Source organism: Microbacterium schleiferi (assembly GCF_020781975.1).
Lineage (GTDB): Bacteria > Actinomycetota > Actinomycetes > Actinomycetales > Microbacteriaceae > Microbacterium.
Genome location: NZ_JAJGNI010000002.1, coordinates 331,238 through 346,403, shown reverse-complemented (window position 1 = coordinate 346,403; position 15,166 = coordinate 331,238). Strand labels below are relative to the sequence as shown.

16 protein-coding genes are annotated in these 15,166 nt (G+C 67.6%); 15 read left to right on the top strand and 1 reads right to left on the bottom strand.

Features of this window, described 5'->3' with window-relative positions; all coding sequences use genetic code 11:
• Positions 1 to 18: 18 nt before the first annotated feature.
• From hpt to lysS, 11 genes are all read left to right on the top strand, one after another.
• Positions 19 to 570 (top strand): hypoxanthine phosphoribosyltransferase, encoded by a 552-nt coding sequence (gene hpt / locus LL236_RS03930; protein ID WP_228177483.1) that lies wholly within the window; start codon positions 19 to 21, stop codon positions 568 to 570.
• 133 nt (positions 571 to 703) lie between these two features.
• Positions 704 to 2,710 carry an ATP-dependent zinc metalloprotease FtsH gene (gene ftsH, locus LL236_RS03925; RefSeq protein WP_228177482.1) on the top strand — a complete coding sequence of 669 codons (2,007 nt, stop codon included), beginning with the start codon at positions 704 to 706 and terminating at the stop codon, positions 2,708 to 2,710.
• Positions 2,711 to 2,719: 9 nt separating this feature from the next.
• Positions 2,720 to 3,304, top strand: coding sequence for a GTP cyclohydrolase I (folE, locus tag LL236_RS03920; RefSeq protein WP_228177481.1), 585 nt, complete (start codon positions 2,720 to 2,722; stop codon positions 3,302 to 3,304).
• A 1-nt stretch (position 3,305) separates the two neighbouring features.
• Positions 3,306 to 4,211 carry a dihydropteroate synthase gene (folP, locus tag LL236_RS03915; RefSeq protein WP_228177480.1) on the top strand — a complete coding sequence of 302 codons (906 nt, stop codon included), beginning with the start codon at positions 3,306 to 3,308 and terminating at the stop codon, positions 4,209 to 4,211.
• A complete protein-coding gene (folB, locus tag LL236_RS03910) occupies positions 4,195 to 4,575 on the top strand; it encodes a dihydroneopterin aldolase (RefSeq protein ID WP_228177479.1) in 381 nt (126 codons plus the stop codon). The genes folP and folB overlap by 17 nt, the downstream gene beginning before the upstream one ends.
• Entirely contained in the window at positions 4,572 to 5,105 is a 534-nt protein-coding gene (gene folK, locus LL236_RS03905; RefSeq protein WP_228177478.1) for a 2-amino-4-hydroxy-6-hydroxymethyldihydropteridine diphosphokinase, read from the top strand. The genes folB and folK overlap by 4 nt, the downstream gene beginning before the upstream one ends.
• Positions 5,102 to 5,593, top strand: coding sequence for a DUF3180 domain-containing protein (locus LL236_RS03900; protein ID WP_228177477.1), 492 nt, complete (start codon positions 5,102 to 5,104; stop codon positions 5,591 to 5,593). The genes folK and LL236_RS03900 overlap by 4 nt, the downstream gene beginning before the upstream one ends.
• A gap of 205 nt (positions 5,594 to 5,798) precedes the next feature.
• The gene (locus tag LL236_RS03895) at positions 5,799 to 6,299 is read left to right on the top strand and encodes a PH domain-containing protein (protein WP_374198002.1); all 501 of its coding nucleotides are present in this window, start codon (positions 5,799 to 5,801) and stop codon (positions 6,297 to 6,299) included.
• Positions 6,296 to 7,864 carry a PH domain-containing protein gene (locus LL236_RS03890; RefSeq protein ID WP_228177476.1) on the top strand — a complete coding sequence of 523 codons (1,569 nt, stop codon included), beginning with the start codon at positions 6,296 to 6,298 and terminating at the stop codon, positions 7,862 to 7,864. Before LL236_RS03895 ends, LL236_RS03890 begins: the two co-directional genes overlap by 4 nt.
• Entirely contained in the window at positions 7,861 to 8,556 is a 696-nt protein-coding gene (locus tag LL236_RS03885) for a DUF2520 domain-containing protein (RefSeq protein ID WP_308017241.1), read from the top strand. Before LL236_RS03890 ends, LL236_RS03885 begins: the two co-directional genes overlap by 4 nt.
• Before the next feature lie 77 nt (positions 8,557 to 8,633).
• The gene (gene lysS, locus LL236_RS03880) at positions 8,634 to 10,193 is read left to right on the top strand and encodes a lysine--tRNA ligase (RefSeq protein ID WP_228177475.1); all 1,560 of its coding nucleotides are present in this window, start codon (positions 8,634 to 8,636) and stop codon (positions 10,191 to 10,193) included.
• Positions 10,194 to 10,208: 15 nt separating this feature from the next.
• Here the strand turns inward: lysS and LL236_RS03875 are convergent, their stop codons facing one another.
• Positions 10,209 to 11,318, bottom strand: coding sequence for a DUF4192 domain-containing protein (locus tag LL236_RS03875; protein WP_228177474.1), 1,110 nt, complete (start codon positions 11,316 to 11,318; stop codon positions 10,209 to 10,211).
• 109 nt (positions 11,319 to 11,427) lie between these two features.
• Here LL236_RS03875 and LL236_RS03870 point away from each other — a divergent pair, with 109 nt between their 5' ends.
• The 4 genes from LL236_RS03870 to LL236_RS03855 all read left to right on the top strand — a co-directional run bounded on the left by LL236_RS03870 (position 11,428) and on the right by LL236_RS03855 (position 15,148).
• A complete protein-coding gene (locus LL236_RS03870) occupies positions 11,428 to 11,616 on the top strand; it encodes a hypothetical protein (protein ID WP_228177473.1) in 189 nt (62 codons plus the stop codon).
• A 53-nt stretch (positions 11,617 to 11,669) separates the two neighbouring features.
• Positions 11,670 to 13,187, top strand: a complete 1,518-nt coding sequence (gene cls / locus LL236_RS03865; RefSeq protein WP_228177472.1) for a cardiolipin synthase — start codon at positions 11,670 to 11,672, stop codon at positions 13,185 to 13,187.
• 22 nt (positions 13,188 to 13,209) lie between these two features.
• Positions 13,210 to 13,905 carry a hypothetical protein gene (locus LL236_RS03860; protein ID WP_228177471.1) on the top strand — a complete coding sequence of 232 codons (696 nt, stop codon included), beginning with the start codon at positions 13,210 to 13,212 and terminating at the stop codon, positions 13,903 to 13,905.
• 352 nt (positions 13,906 to 14,257) lie between these two features.
• A complete protein-coding gene (locus tag LL236_RS03855) occupies positions 14,258 to 15,148 on the top strand; it encodes a hypothetical protein (protein ID WP_228177470.1) in 891 nt (296 codons plus the stop codon).
• Positions 15,149 to 15,166: the final 18 nt, after the last annotated feature.

Below are 15,166 nucleotides of genomic sequence, written 5' to 3'. Positions count from 1 at the left end.
CGGCCTATGCTCGGATGCATGCGTGCCGAGGAGGTTCAGTCCGACATCACCCGAGTACTCGTGACGGAGGAGCAGATCCGCGCGAAGCTCGACGAGATCGCGGCCCAAGTCACGGCTGACTACGAGGGCAAGGAGCTTCTGCTCGTCGGCGTACTCAAGGGCGCGGTCATGGTGATGGCTGACTTCGCTCGCGCACTGCCGACGCACATGACGATGGACTGGATGGCCGTCTCCTCGTACGGCACCGGTACCCGATCGAGCGGCGTGGTCCAGATCCGCAAGGATCTCGACACCGATCTGCACGGCAAGCACGTGCTCATCGTCGAGGACATCATCGACTCGGGCCTCACTCTCAGCTGGCTTCTGACCAACTTCGCGTCGCGGGGTGCGGCATCCGTCGAGGTCTTCGCGCTGTTCCGCAAACCGGATGCCGCCAAGGTTGAGGTCGACTGCCGGTACATCGGTTTCGATATCCCGAACGAGTTCGTCGTCGGCTACGGGCTCGACTACGCCGAGAAGTACCGGAACCTGCGCGACGTCGCGATCCTTGCGCCTCACGTCTACAGCTGAGGCCTTTCGGGGTACGCCGTGGGCGAATGCTCAGTCGTGGCATAGCAACCCCGCGATACCCTGTCTGCACCGTTTCTGCGTTCCCGCGCGGATCGGCGCCTGAACGACGGAGGGACCGGGTTCGCCCCGAACCATGGATTTCAAGAAGCTCACACGCAACCCGCTGCTGTACGTCGCGCTCATCGCGGTGTTCCTCATCATCGGATTCACGCTCATGTCGACCCTGGGCGGTGCCAAGCAGATCACGACCCAGCAGGGGCTTGATCTGCTGGCTGGGAACACGGTCACCGAGGTCGTGAACACCGACGGCGACCAGCGGGTCGACATGACGCTGTCGACGCCGTACGAAGGCGCCACCGACGTGCAGTTCTATTACGTGACGGCGCGGGCCGAAGAGGTCGTGAACGCGATCGACGCGGCAAACCCCGCCGACGGATACAACGACGTCGTCCCCCGGGCTACGTGGTTCGACGGCTTCCTGTCGCTGTTCCTCCCGATCCTGTTGCTCGGTGTGCTGTTCTGGTTCCTGCTCTCCTCCGCGCAGGGCGGTGGCAGCAAGGTCATGCAGTTCGGCCGCTCCCGCGCCAAGCTCGTCACGAAGGAGAGCCCGACCGTCACGTTCGACGATGTCGCCGGCTCGGATGAGGCGATCGAAGAGCTCCAGGAGATTAAGGACTTCCTGAAGGAGCCCGCGAAGTTCCAGGCTGTCGGTGCTCGCATCCCGAAGGGCGTGTTGCTGTACGGCCCTCCCGGAACCGGCAAGACCCTGCTTGCCCGCGCGGTGGCCGGCGAGGCTGGCGTGCCGTTCTACTCGATCTCGGGCTCGGACTTCGTCGAGATGTTCGTCGGTGTCGGCGCGAGCCGCGTGCGTGACTTGTTCAACCAGGCCAAGGAAAGCGCGCCGGCGATCATCTTCATCGACGAGATCGACGCTGTCGGTCGTCACCGCGGTGCCGGTATGGGCGGCGGCCACGACGAGCGCGAGCAGACACTGAACCAGATGCTCGTCGAGATGGACGGGTTCGACCCCAAGGCCAACGTCATCGTCATCGCGGCGACGAACCGTCCCGACATCCTCGACCCGGCGCTGCTGCGCCCCGGCCGTTTCGACCGTCAGATCGGTGTGGACGCCCCTGACCTGCAGGGTCGCAAGCGCATCCTCGAGGTGCACGGCCGCGGCAAGCCTCTCGCCGACGGTGTCGACCTTGAGGTCGTCGCCCGCAAGACCCCCGGCTTCACGGGTGCCGACCTCGCGAACGTCCTGAATGAAGCAGCGCTTCTGACGGCGCGCTCGAACGCGCAGCTGATCGACAACCGCGCGCTCGACGAGGCGATCGACCGCGTGCTGGCCGGTCCCCAGCGCCGCACCCGAATCATGAAGGACAAGGAGAAGCTCATCACCGCCTACCACGAGGGCGGACACGCCCTTGCCGCGGCGGCGATGAACTACACCGACCCCGTCACGAAGATCACGATCCTCCCGCGCGGCCGGGCCCTCGGCTACACGATGGTCATGCCGATCGATGACAAGTACTCGGTCACCCGCAACGAACTGCAAGACCAGCTCGCGTACGCGATGGGCGGCCGCGTGGCCGAAGAGATCGTCTTCCACGACCCCACCACGGGCGCCTCCAACGACATCGAGAAGGCGACCGGCATCGCCCGCAAGATGGTCACCGAGTACGGCATGACCACGGATGTCGGACCCGTCAAGCTCGGTCAGGGCTCGGGTGAGGTCTTCATGGGCCGCGACATGGGTCACGGTCGTGACTACAGCGAGCGGATCGCCGAGCGAGTGGATGCCGAAGTGCGGGCGCTCATCGAGCAAGCCCACAACGAGGCCTACCAGGTCATCAACGACAACCGCGACATCCTCGACAAGCTTGCTCTCGAGCTGCTCGAGAAGGAGACGCTCGACCACCTCGAGATCGAAGAGATCTTCAAGGACGTCAAGAAGCTGCCCGAGCGCCCGCAGTGGCTTTCGAGCGAGCAGCGTCCGGTCTCGGTGCTGCCCCCGGTCGAGGTTCCGCGTCGTCCCGCGCCGGCCGGCGTTGCCGCCTCGACGGAGGCTGACGCGGGGTCTGCCGAGAAGGCGCCGCGACGGCGGCCGACCGGACAGGCGCGTCCCGCAACCGCGTAGGCTCGCCTGGTGGCCGTTGATCGTGAACGCGTCGCCGCACTGGTGCGCGAACTGCTCGAGGCGATCGGGGAAGACCCTGATCGCCCCGGATTGAAGCTGACCCCCGAACGGGTGGCGGATGCCTACTCTGAGTTCTTCAGCGGCATCGGCGAGGACCCGGCTGCGCCGCTTGCCCACACGATCTCGATTTCGCGCGGCCCGGCACCAGAGACGCTGCCCTCGGGTGCGGTGATGCTGCGCGACATCCTGTTCCGCTCCGTCTGCGAACACCACCTGCTCCCCTTCCGCGGGCACGCCCACATCGCGTACCTTCCCGGCGAGAAGGTCGTGGGACTCGGTGCGCTTCCCAAGGTCGTCGACGTGCTCGCGGCCCGGCCGCAGGTGCAGGAGCGCCTTGCCGAGCAGATCGCCGACACCATCTCTGACGCGCTCGATGCGCGTGGGGTGCTCGTCGTGCTGGATGCCACCCACGAGTGCGTCACGATGCGCGGCGGCCGGCAGACCGACGCATCCACCGTGACGATCGCCGCCCGCGGGGCCTACGAAGAGCCGGTCGCTCGCGCCGAGCTGATCGCACTCATCGGAGCGAACTGAGATGTCGACGCTCGTAATGGGGGTCGTGAACGTCACGACCGATTCGTTCAGCGACGGCGGGCGCTACCTCGACACGGGAGCTGCGATCTCGCACGGCCTGGCGCTGTGGGCTGCCGGTGCCGACATCCTCGACGTCGGCGGCGAATCGACCCGCCCGGGTGCCGAACGGGTTGACCCCTCGATCGAACGCGACAGGGTGGTGCCCGTCATCCGTGCCCTCGCGCAGCGCGGCGCTTGGATCAGCATCGACACGATGAACGCATCGACGGCACTTGCCGCTGTCGACTCGGGCGCGCGGATCGTCAACGACGTCTCGGGTGGGCTCGCGGATGCCGCGATGCTCCCTGCCGTCGCCGAGACCGACGCCGAGATCATCCTCGGGCACTGGCGCGGGCCCTCGCGGGAGATGTACGCGCCGGCGCAGTACGCCGACGTGGCAGCCGAGGTGACAGCCGAACTCGCCGAGCGGGTCGCGGCTGCCCGGGATGCCGGCATCGGCGCGGATCGGATCATCGTCGATCCCGGCATCGGGTTTGGCAAGCGCCCGGAGCAGAACTGGGAAGTTCTCCGGGCGCTTCCGCAGCTTGTCGCGGCGGGCCAGCGGGTGCTGCTCGGCACGAGCCGCAAGCGCTTCCTGGCTGAGGCGCTGGCCGAGGCATCCGTCGACGCCGAGCGTCGCTTCACACAGCGGACCGGAGCCGCGGCAACGCGAGCCGGCGGCGAGGACCCGTCAGGCGACACGGTAGGCGCGGTCACCGAAGGCCGGCGCGATGGCGCCACGGCTGTCACGAGTGCCCTCGCCGCGCGCGCCGGCGTATGGGGCGTGCGGGTGCACGACGTGGCCGCCACGCGCGACGCTCTGCGGGTTGTGGAGCTGTGGGGAGGTTCGGATGCCGCAGCTCGATGAGATCCGGCTCGAGGGGCTTCGCGTCTTCGGCCACCATGGCGTCTTCGATCATGAGCGCGAGAACGGCCAGGACTTCGTCATCGACCTCGTCCTGAGCGTGAGCGCCGAGCGGGCCGCCCAGACGGACGACGTCGCCGATACTGTCCACTACGGCGAGGTAGCTGACGCTGTTGCGCAGATCGTCGCCGGCGATCCGGTGAACCTCATCGAGACGCTCGCCGAGCACATCGCCGATCGCGTGCTCGCCTTCCCCGGTGTCTTCGTGGTGCGGGTGACGGTGCACAAGCCGCAGGCTCCGATCCAGCAGCAGTTCACTGACGTCTCGGTGACGATCACCCGCGAACGCGCGGAGGCCGGCGAATGAGTCGACGCCTGGCCGAGGGCATGCAGGGCGGCACACACACGGATGCCGCTCCTGCCGTCGACGCGGTGGTGGCGCTGGGTGCGAACCTCGGTGACCGGCACGAGACGCTGGCAGCTGCAGCAGCCGCACTCGAGCACCTGCCGCTGGTGTCGGCGGTGAGGATGTCGGAGCCGATCGAGTCGGTCGCGGTCACTCTCGACGGGCCCGATCCCGACGCACCCGGATACCTCAACGCCGTCGCCATCGTCACGACGCGCCTCGCACCGACCGTCCTGCTGAGCTACCTGCACACCATCGAGGACTGGCACGGACGGGTGCGCCGCGAACGCTGGGGAGACCGCACCCTGGATCTGGATCTCATCGCCTACGGCGACGTGGTCTGCGACACCCCGACACTGACGCTTCCCCATCCGCGCGCTGCCGAGCGCGACTTCGTGCTCGCACCGTGGCTCAGCATTGATCCGGATGCTTCCCTCGTCGGTGCCGGGCGGGTTGCCGACCTCCTCGAGCGACTCGGGGCTTCGTCGTGAGGCGCACCGGTGCCGGCATCCTGATCGTCACCGCCGCTATCGCGCTCGCCGGCGGGTTCCTTGTGAACCAACTGCTCACGGCAACGGGCCGTGCAACCTTCACGCCGCTGATCACGCTTCCCGTTCTGCTGATCGCGTTGGGGGCCATCGTGGTAGCTTTCGCGATCCCGGTGTGGCGCGCATCCCGCGGGCACACGCGCGCCGCGATCAACCCGTTCCGGGCGCTGCGCATCGCGATGCTTGCGAAGGCATCGAGCCTGCTCGGCGCGGCATCCGTGGGCTTCTCGGGAGGACTGGTGGTTTTCCTCCTGACGCGACCCGTCGTGCCGCCGTTAGGCTCGATGGCGACCCAGTTGGCAACGCTCGTCGCCGGGCTCCTGCTGGTGGCGGCGGGGCTTGTGGCCGAGTATCTGTGCACGATCCGGAAGGATGACGATGACGAACAGCCCGGAGGCGTCGACCCCGGATTCGGAGCCCACAGTCACTGACGGCACAGGCACTGAGGGTCCAGCCACTGAGGGTCCAGCCACTGAGGGTCCAGCCACTGACGGCAGAGGCGCTGACGCCACAGCCACTGAGGACACGAAGACTTCGGCGGTGGCAGATGGTGAGACCGTCGAGTCGGCGATCGCCCACGACCGCTCGGCTCACGTCACGCGCGACGTGATCGACGATGAAGGCACGTTCACGCAGATCCTCGAGCCGCGCTCCGAGAACCGGCTCCCGCTCGGCGACGGAACCTGGCACCAACTCGCCCGGCAGTACGTCTGGGTGCAGCTGATCTCGTCGGGCATCGTGTTTCTCCTCGTGCTCGGCGCAGCGCTCGCGATCTCGTTGATCGTCGGGGCGTGGTGGGTCTGGATTCCGGCCGGCATCCTGCTGGTGATCCTCGCGTTCACGCTCGCGATCACGCCGCGGCAGGCCCGCGCCTACGGCTACCAGTTGCGCGAGGACGACCTGGTCTTTCGCAAGGGCATCCTCTGGCAGCGGGTTGTCGCCGTGCCCTACGGACGGATGCAGCTGGTCGACATCACGCACGGTCCGCTCGATCGGGGGTTCGGAATCGCGCAGCTCAAGCTCGTGACCGCGGCAGCCACCACCGGGGTCGCCATTCCCGGCATCCGTCAAGACGCCGCCGAGCAGCTGCGCGACACCCTCATCGCGGTAGCAGAGACCCGCCGGACCGGCCTGTGACCGACCCCACCCCCGCCTCGCCTGCCACCCCGCCTCCCGCTGCGGAGGTGCGTTCGCCGCTCAGCGACGGCGAGTGGCATCGGATGCACCCCCTCACCCCGCTGTTCCGGGGTGGACTGGTGTTGGTGATCGTCGCGGGCGTGATCATCGCGAACATGCGCGACCGGCTGATCGCGATCTTCCTGCCGTGGCTGGCTCCCGGCTTCGAGGGAGAGCAGATCCCCGGAGACCCCGTCGACTACGTCGTCTCGCACAACCTGATCCTGGTTGCGACCCTCGTGGTGCTCGGAGTCGTGATCGTGCTGGTCGGGCTCTTCTATCTCGGCTGGCGCTTCCACAGCTTCCGCATCACGGATGACGACGTCGAGGTGCGCTCGGGTGTGGTCTTCCGGTCGCACCGGCGCGCACCGCTCGACCGGGTGCAGGGCGTGAACCTGACCCGCCCGACGATCGCGCGCCTGTTCGGCCTGGCCAAACTCGAGGTTGTGGGAGCGGGCCTCGACGCGAACGTCAAGCTGGAGTACCTGTCGACCGCGAATGCCGAGGCGATTCGTGGCGACATCCTGCGGTTGGCGTCGGGCCGCCAGTTGGGCGCGCGCGGTGAGGCCGGGCGGCGCGCGACGGCATCCGAAACCGTGTCGGCAGGAATCACCGGGCTGATCGCGGGAGCGGAGGCGCCCGTTGCCGAACCGGAGTCGGTAGTTTCGATTCCGGTCGGACGACTGGTCGCCTCGCAGACCCTGTCGGGTACGACGATCTTTCTGGTGGCGGCGATCGCCGCGATCGTCACCGGGGCGGTCACGACGACCGGGTGGGTGCTGTTCGGCGTGGTCCCGGCAGTCCTCGGTTTCGGTGCCTACTGGATCCGCTCGATCACCCGCTCGCTCCGATACTCGATCGCCCCGACGCCCAGCGGTGTTCGAATCACCTACGGGCTGCTGACGACGATCACCGAGATCATTCCGCCGGGACGCATCCACGCCGTCGAGGTCACCCAGCCGCTCATGTGGCGCCCGTTCGGCTGGTGGGCGATCCGCATCAACCGGCTGTCGGGCCGCAGCATGAGCGATGGGGCCAACGACCAGTTCGGCACCGTGCTGCCGGTGGGTAACCGCGCCGATGTCGAGCGGGTCCTGCGGCTCATCCTGCCGACGATCGCCGAAGATGACTGGCCGATGATCGTCGACAACGGCGCCCTCGGTCCCGTCGCCGACGACCCCTATACGACCACGCCGAAGCGGGCACGGCTGCTTCGACCCCTCTCGTGGCGCCGCAACGGATTCTGGCTCGGAACTGACGCGCTGTTCCTGCGGCGGGGTCGGATCTGGCGGACCCTCGCGGTCGTGCCGCTGGCTCGGATGCAGAGCCTTGAGGTGAGCCAGGGCCCGGTCGACCGCGCGCTGCGGGTGGCGAACATCCGCGCCCACACGGTCGCCGGTCGCGTGTCGGGGAGCCTCGGCATCCTCGACCGAGACGATGCGCTGCGCCTGTTCGATGACGGTGAGCGAGCCGCTATCGGCGCTGTCGCGACCGACCGCTCGCACCGCTGGGCGGGGGACGAGTGAGCGACCGGCTGCGCGTCGGGATCGTGGGTGCCGGCAGAGTCGGACCCGTGATCGGTGCCGCGCTGGCTGGCGCCGGGCACGCGATCGTCTCGATCACGAGCGGATCGGATGACGACCGTGTCGCCGCGATCCTTCCGGGAGTTCCCATCAGGGACCCGCAGGACGTTGTGCGCGAGAGCCAGCTCGTCGTTATCGCCGTTCCCCACGATCAGATCGACGGACTCGTGACCGGACTCGCGGAGCTCGACGCCTGGCAGGCCGGCCAACTCGTGGTGCACACCGATCCGGCGTTCGGCACCGGAGTGCTCGCACCGGCGATGGCGCGCGGCGCGATTCCGCTGGCGATCCATCCGGCTATCGCGTTCACGGGCACCTCGATAGACCTGCGGACACTGATCGGGGCGTATGCCGCGGTCACGGCCCCCGCCCCCGTGCTGCCGATCGCACAGGCGCTCGCGGTCGAGCTGGGCTGCGAGCCTGTGATCATCGCCGAGGCTGACCGACCCGCCTATGCCGAGGGGATCGCGACCGCTACCGACTTCTCGAGATCCATCATCCGCCAGGCCACCGACCTGCTGCATGCGGCCGGCGTCACCGAGCCGGGCCGCTACCTCGCGGCGCTCATGCACACGACAGTCGACCACGCGCTCGTGGAGGCGGGGGTCGACGACATCCGCCCGCCCGCGGACTGAGTCCAGAGCTTCCGCGCCCGCGGAGTCACGATGGCCTCGCGGATAGACTGGGCGACGATTTTCAAGGAGCTCCCCTCATGACCGACACCTCTGCCGCCGTGCCCGCGGACGCCGCCCCCGAAGCATCCGACGAGGACGTCTTCGAGCAGAAGGCGGTGCGGCTGGCCAAGCGCGAGCGGCTGCTGGCAGAGCGAACGGATGCCGCGGGCGGCGCCTATCCGGTGAGTGTCCCGGTCACCGCCTCGATCGCTGAGGTTCGCGAACGCTTCGCCCACCTCGAGGCCGGCGACGAGACGGGAGAGACAGTCTCGGTTGCGGGACGGGTCGTCTTCAGCCGCAACACCGGCAAGCTGTGTTTCGCCGCGCTGCAGGCGGGGGACGGCAGTCGCATCCAGGCCATGGTGTCGCTTGCCGCGGTGGGCGAGGAGTCTCTGCAGCGCTGGAAGGAACTCGTCGACCTCGGCGACCACGTCGCGGTGACCGGCGAGGTGATCTCGAGCCGGCGGGGTGAACTGTCGATCATGGTGGCCGAGTGGACGATCGCCGCCAAGGCGCTGCTGCCCCTGCCGAACCTCTATGCGGAACTGAGCGAGGAGAGCCGCGTCCGCAGCCGGTTCCTCGATCTCATCGCCCGCGATCAGGCGCGCCAGACCGTGCTCGCCCGCGCCGGGGTCAACCGGAGCCTGCGCGACACGTTCGCCGCCCACGGTTTCGTCGAGGTCGAGACGCCCATGCTGCAGGTGCAGCACGGCGGGGCATCAGCCCGTCCCTTCATCACCCACTCCAACGCATTCGACACCGAGCTCTATCTGCGCATTGCGCCCGAGCTGTTCCTCAAGCGCGCCGTGGTCGGTGGCATCGACCGCGTCTTCGAAATCAACCGCAACTTCCGCAACGAGGGCGCCGACTCGACCCACAGCCCCGAGTTCGCGATGCTCGAGGCCTACCAGGCCTACAGCGATTACAACGGCATCGCCGACCTCACGCAGGAGCTCATCCAGAACGCCGCGATCGCCGTGACCGGCTCGACCGAGGTGACCTGGGCCGACGGCACGGTCTATGACCTCGGCGGCGAGTGGGAGCGGATGTCGATGTACGACTCGCTCAACGACGCTCTTGCCGACGCGTGGGAGGGCGCGGATGCCGCTCCCCGCATCGACGCCGCAACACCGCTCGCCGACCTGACGACGATCGCGGAGCGCTTCGGCGTCGATGTGCCTGCGCACCCGATTCCCGGAAAGCTCGTCGAAGAGCTGTGGGAGCACTTCGTCAAGCCGACGCTCGTGCGTCCCACGTTCGTCATGGACTTCCCCCTCGACACGAGCCCGCTCGTGCGTGAGCACCGGTCCATTCCCGGTGTCGTGGAGAAGTGGGACCTCTACGTCCGGGGCTTCGAGCTGGCGACCGGCTACTCCGAGCTCGTGGACCCGGTCATCCAGCGCCAGCGCTTCGAAGAGCAGGCCAAGCTCGCGGCCCGCGGTGACGACGAGGCCATGCGGATCGACGAGGAGTTCCTGCGTGCCCTCGAGCACGGGATGCCGCCCACCGGTGGCATGGGGATGGGAATCGACCGGCTCCTCATGGCGATCACGGGTCTCGGCATCCGTGAAACCATTCTCTTCCCGCTCGTGAAGTAGGGCGGCCGCCGCCGGTCACTGTTCCGGCTCGTCGAGCCGGAACGCCCAATCGGGCAGGTGACCCGCGCCCACGAACGAGCGCACGATCTCGGCGAGGCCGTGTTCGGGCTCTATCGCTGTCGCCTGTTGGGCGAAGAGGTCAGCGTGGGTTGACCGGCCGAGTGCCCACGAGAACCACGCCGCGACCGCCAGCGGTCCCGGGCGCCTGGAGGCAGGGACGGCGCTGGCGATGTGTCGCGCCAGCAGTAGCGCACGTCCGAGCCGTTCGGGTGAGGGCCTCGGGCCCTCGCCCCACAGGCGCATCGCGATCTCGCTCGGATACTCTGCGCCGTCTTCCCAGCAAGCCTGCGCCTGCGCGGCTTCGTCTCCCGCGTCGATCCCGTCGACCCAGCAGATGAGGGCGATGTCGCGCAGTGACGGCCTTCCGAGCGCCCACGCGGCGGCGGCGATCTCGAACGGATCGAGTGCTGCGGCATCCGAACCCAGGAGCCGCTCCACGAATGCCGGAAGGTCATCGAGCAGACACGCGGCCGCGAAGGCGCGGGGATCGATGCGTGCGGGGTCGGTTGTCGGATGATCTGCGTCGGCGAGCACGAGCCCGCGGATGGCGGCGTCGAGCGCCTCACAGGCGGCCTCGACCGCGGTCGACCTACTCGCATCGAGGGGGAGCAGATCTGCGCCAGCGTACTGATTCGCCTCCGGTGCTGCGACGTCCTCGATGCCTGGCGGGAGGTCATCGGCAGTCGGCACCGAACCCGAGTCAGACCGCGCGTAGGACCCCCACCGCCGTCCTGCGACCCACAATGCCTCCACGATCAGCACCCCGCAGGCCTCGGCTCGACGCTCGATTCCCTCGACAAGGGTGCGAGCAGGAGCATCAGTGTCGCCGTAGACGACGATCGCGCAGCCGTCGGCCTCGGGCACCCGGCACACCAGCCCGATCATGGTCGCGGCGATCTCGTCGGCGCGGTCGTCATCGGGTGGGAGGTCCAGGCGCATGGCGCCGCGGCTTCGACCACGCCGGAACGGCACCAATACGACACTGCGTTGCGGAACGAATCCGAGGAGGCGCGGGACGACGGTCAGGAACTCGGCGGGTGAGGTCGCATGAATGATCGGAGTCATGCATCCGAGCATGCGAGTGGCGCCACGCTGCGCGGCAGGATCACCGGCGGGACGGGGATAGGTGACTCTCGAGGCGACCTGGGGAGATGGCGCCGCGTATCCTGGATGAGTGGACAGCTTCTGGGTGGCAGCGCTATGGGCGATCCTGCCTACCATCGTGGTGCTGACTCTGTTCTTCTGGGTCCTGCGCAGCATCATCCGTGCCGACCGCAACGAGCGCCGCGAGTACGCGCGCATCGAAGCCGAGGAACGCGCGGCACGCGGGCTTCCTCCGGCGCCCGCCGCAACCGAGCAGTGACGCCACTTCCCACTACGCTGGCGTGAGAACGCCACCGTGGAGGGAGCTGACGCATGGTGCTTGCCGGACTTGTGCCGTCGACGTCCGGCGGAGACGTCGATGTGACGCTAGACCTCCCCGACATCGCGTTCTGGTGGCTGCTCGCCCTCTTCCTGTTCGATCTCAGCATCCGCATCGCGGCGATCATCATCATCCCGCGCAACCGCCGCCCCACCTCGGCGATGGCGTGGTTGCTCGCCATCTACTTCATCCCGATCGTCGGCGTGCTGCTGTTCCTGCTGATCGGAAACCCGCGACTGCCGCGCAAGAAGCGTCAGCAGCAGGAGCAGATCAACACCGCGCTGCGCGAGAACGGCGAGAACGTCTCGGTCGGAACGCTCCGGCCCGGAGCGCCAGCCTGGTTCACGGGGCTCGTCGACTTGAACACCAACCTGGGCGCGATGCCGCTCACCGGCGACAATCAGGCCACCCTCATCTCCGAGTATCAGGTGAGCCTGGACGCCATGGCCGAGGCCATTCGCGGCGCCCGGAGCTACGTGCACGTCGAGTTCTACATCCTGCAAACTGACGCATCGACCGACAACTTCTTCGCAGCCCTCGAAGAGGTCGCCGCACGCGGCGTTACGGTCCGTGTGTTGCTGGACCACTGGGCCAACCGCGGCAAGCCGTTCTACAAGAAGACGCTGCAACGGCTCGATCGCATGGGTGCGGCCTGGCACCTGATGCTGCCCGTGCAGCCGCTGAAGGGTAAGTGGCAGCGACCCGATCTGCGCAACCACCGTAAGCTGCTGGTCGTCGACGGCGAGGTAGCCTTCGTCGGTTCGCAGAACGTTACTGACTCGACCTACAACCTGAAGAAGAACATCAAGCGAGGCCTGCACTGGGTCGACCTCATGGCCCGCGTCGAAGGGCCGGTGGTCTCGTCGATCGACGTCGTGTTCCTCTCTGACTGGTACAGCGAGACCGGCGAAATCCTCACCGACCAGGTCGATCTGGCCTCGGTTGCCAGCTCAGACGGGAATCTCGACTGCCAGATCGTCCCGTCCGGTCCCGGGTTCGAATACCAGAACAATCTGAAGCTCTTCATGGGTCTGCTGTTCGCGGCACGCGAGAAGATCATCATCGTCAGCCCCTACTTCGTTCCCGAAGAGTCGCTGCTGCTCTCGCTCGTCACCGCCTGCCAACGCGGCATCCACGTCGAACTGTTCGTTTCCGAAGAGGGCGACCAGGCGATGGTCTACCACGCCCAGCGCAGCTACTACGAAGCCCTTCTTCGCGCCGGGGTCACGATCTGGATGTACAAGAGACCCTTCATCCTGCACTCGAAGAGCCTCACGATCGATGACGAGGTCGCCGTCATCGGCTCGAGCAACATGGACATGCGCTCCTTCGGCCTCAACATGGAGATCTCGATGATGGTGCGTGGCGAGGAGTTCGTCGCCGACATGCGCCGCGTCGAGGCCGAGTACCGATCCCTCAGCCGCGAACTCACGCTTGAGGAGTGGCTCAAGCAACCACTCAGGTCCACGGTGTTGGATAACCTCGCCCGACTCACCTCTGCACTCCAGTAGCAGCGTTGCCCCAAGGAGCCTCATGAAGCGCCGCATCCTTGCATCAGTTGTTCTCGGCTCCGCCGCCGCGCTCAGCCTCACCGGGTGCCTCAGTGGCTCCGATGCACCCGCGGGCCAGGAGACCGACGTGAACGCCGCCTGGCTTGACGACGGTCGAATCATCGCGCTCGTGACCACCGGATCAAGCAGTTGCGTGCCGGTTGCCGACAGCGCCGAGATCAACCAGGACGGCGCACTCGCTGTCGAGCTCTCGTTGCCGGATGCCGACCAGCCCTGCACCGCGGACCTTGCGCCGCGCGCGACGCTCGTGCCGGTACCCGAGGGCGTCGATCCGTCTCAGGACCTCGTGATATGGGCGACCGGCGAGGGCTACTACGGCGATGTGACGCTTCCTGGAGTCTCGGGCCTCGCCGGCCCGGGTGGATCGACCGACTACGAGCCGACCGCGGGTTGGACTCAGCAGCAGGGCCAGTTCGTCATCCTCACCTGGGGGTCGTCGAGCTGCGTGCCGGTCGTCGAGACGAGCGAGGTCACCGCGGATGCCGAGGTGACAGTCACGTTCCAGGAGCCGCCGGCTAACCAGGCGTGCACGATGGACATGGCGCCGCGCACGAACTTCGGTTTCGCCGACGGGCTGTCGGGCGTCGCGGACGTGCAGCTCGTGCTGAGCGGCGACTCGTTCGACCAGACGATCCCGATCTACGGCACCAGCGACTGACCCATCGCGCCGCGCTCCGCGCGCATTCATTTGCCGCAACACGCCGTGCGCCAACCCGGCACCATGCGGTTTGCGGCAAACGAACCTGTGCTCGCTGGCTGAGGCATCCGTTCACTTGCCGCAACACGCCGTGGGCGACGGCCCCGAGGCTCGGTTTGCGGCAAACGAAGGCGTTAGCCGCGCCCTGACAGTGGTCCTCCCCACTCAGTAACCCGCGCGACTTCTCCCCGGTCGAGTTTCTTACACGCTGGGGCAGGCGGGCGCGAGGAATCGTGAACGGATGCCGCAGGCGACACCGCTTCCCGATGGGCTCGTGCCTCCGTTTTCTGTCGCTACCGCACGGCATTTCGGCATGTCAGATTCCCGCCTGCGACGGAAGGACCTCTCCCGTCCGTTCCACGGTGTGCGTTCGGTCGACCACGTCGAAGCGGATGACGGCGAAGAGTCGATCGTGCGGCGCGCCATCGAGTACTCCCGGCGGATGCGCGAGGAGGAGTTCTTCAGTCACGTCACCGCCGCCGTCCTGTGGGGGCTGCCACTGCCGCCGCAGAGCCTGCTCGCGCGAAGCCGCGGTGATGCTGCGATGGCGCGCCCCCTGGATGTTGCGGTCAGGCTCCCGGCGCGGGCGGGACGAGCTCGCGGCATCCGGGGCCGGTCGATCTCGCCGCATCTGGCTGAGGTGAGCATCCATCCCCTGACCGGCCTGAGGGTATCGACGCCCGCGGCGGTGTGGGCAGAACTTGCCACTGAGCTCGCGCTGGAAGATCTCGTCGCTGTCGGCGACGCCGCGGTGCGCGAGCCGATGTGGGAGACGGATGCCGCAGCTCTGGCATCCGTTGCGGATCTGGACCGCGCTCTGGGGGCGGGCCGCCGGCTCGGGGTGGACCGGTTGCGAGCAGCGCGCCCGCTGGTTCGTACGCGCTCGAGATCTCGGCCCGAGACACACCTCAGGCTCGCGTTCGTTGAGGCGGGGTTGCTGGAGCCTGAGTGCAACTGGCCGGTCTTGGACGGGGATCGACTGCTCGCACTTCTCGACCTCGCTTACCCCGGCGCAGGTGTGTGCTTCGAATACGAGGGAGAGCATCACCTCCGCGACCCGGAGCAGTGGGCGCGGGACATTCGGCGCCACGAGATGCTCGTCGAACGGGGTTGGCGGATCGTGAGGGTCACGAAGGACGATCTCTACCGCCACCGCGAGGAGCTGTTCACCCGTATCCGTCTCGCCCTCGCTGCCCGAGACTGACCATGTTCACTTGCCGCA

Excerpts from the sequence above, each read along its gene's own strand:
- hpt (WP_228177483.1), top strand. The coding sequence starts at position 19 with ATGCGTGCCGAGGAGGTTCAGTCCGACATCACCCGAGTACTCGTGACG.
- ftsH (WP_228177482.1), top strand. The coding sequence starts at position 704 with ATGGATTTCAAGAAGCTCACACGCAACCCGCTGCTGTACGTCGCGCTC.
- folP (WP_228177480.1), top strand. The coding sequence starts at position 3,306 with ATGTCGACGCTCGTAATGGGGGTCGTGAACGTCACGACCGATTCGTTC.
- folB (WP_228177479.1), top strand. The coding sequence starts at position 4,195 with ATGCCGCAGCTCGATGAGATCCGGCTCGAGGGGCTTCGCGTCTTCGGC.
- folK (WP_228177478.1), top strand. The coding sequence starts at position 4,572 with ATGAGTCGACGCCTGGCCGAGGGCATGCAGGGCGGCACACACACGGAT.
- lysS (WP_228177475.1), top strand. The coding sequence starts at position 8,634 with ATGACCGACACCTCTGCCGCCGTGCCCGCGGACGCCGCCCCCGAAGCA.
- LL236_RS03875 (WP_228177474.1), bottom strand. The coding sequence starts at position 11,318 with ATGACTCCGATCATTCATGCGACCTCACCCGCCGAGTTCCTGACCGTC.
- cls (WP_228177472.1), top strand. The coding sequence starts at position 11,670 with ATGGTGCTTGCCGGACTTGTGCCGTCGACGTCCGGCGGAGACGTCGAT.
- LL236_RS03860 (WP_228177471.1), top strand. The coding sequence starts at position 13,210 with ATGAAGCGCCGCATCCTTGCATCAGTTGTTCTCGGCTCCGCCGCCGCG.
- LL236_RS03855 (WP_228177470.1), top strand. The coding sequence starts at position 14,258 with ATGTCAGATTCCCGCCTGCGACGGAAGGACCTCTCCCGTCCGTTCCAC.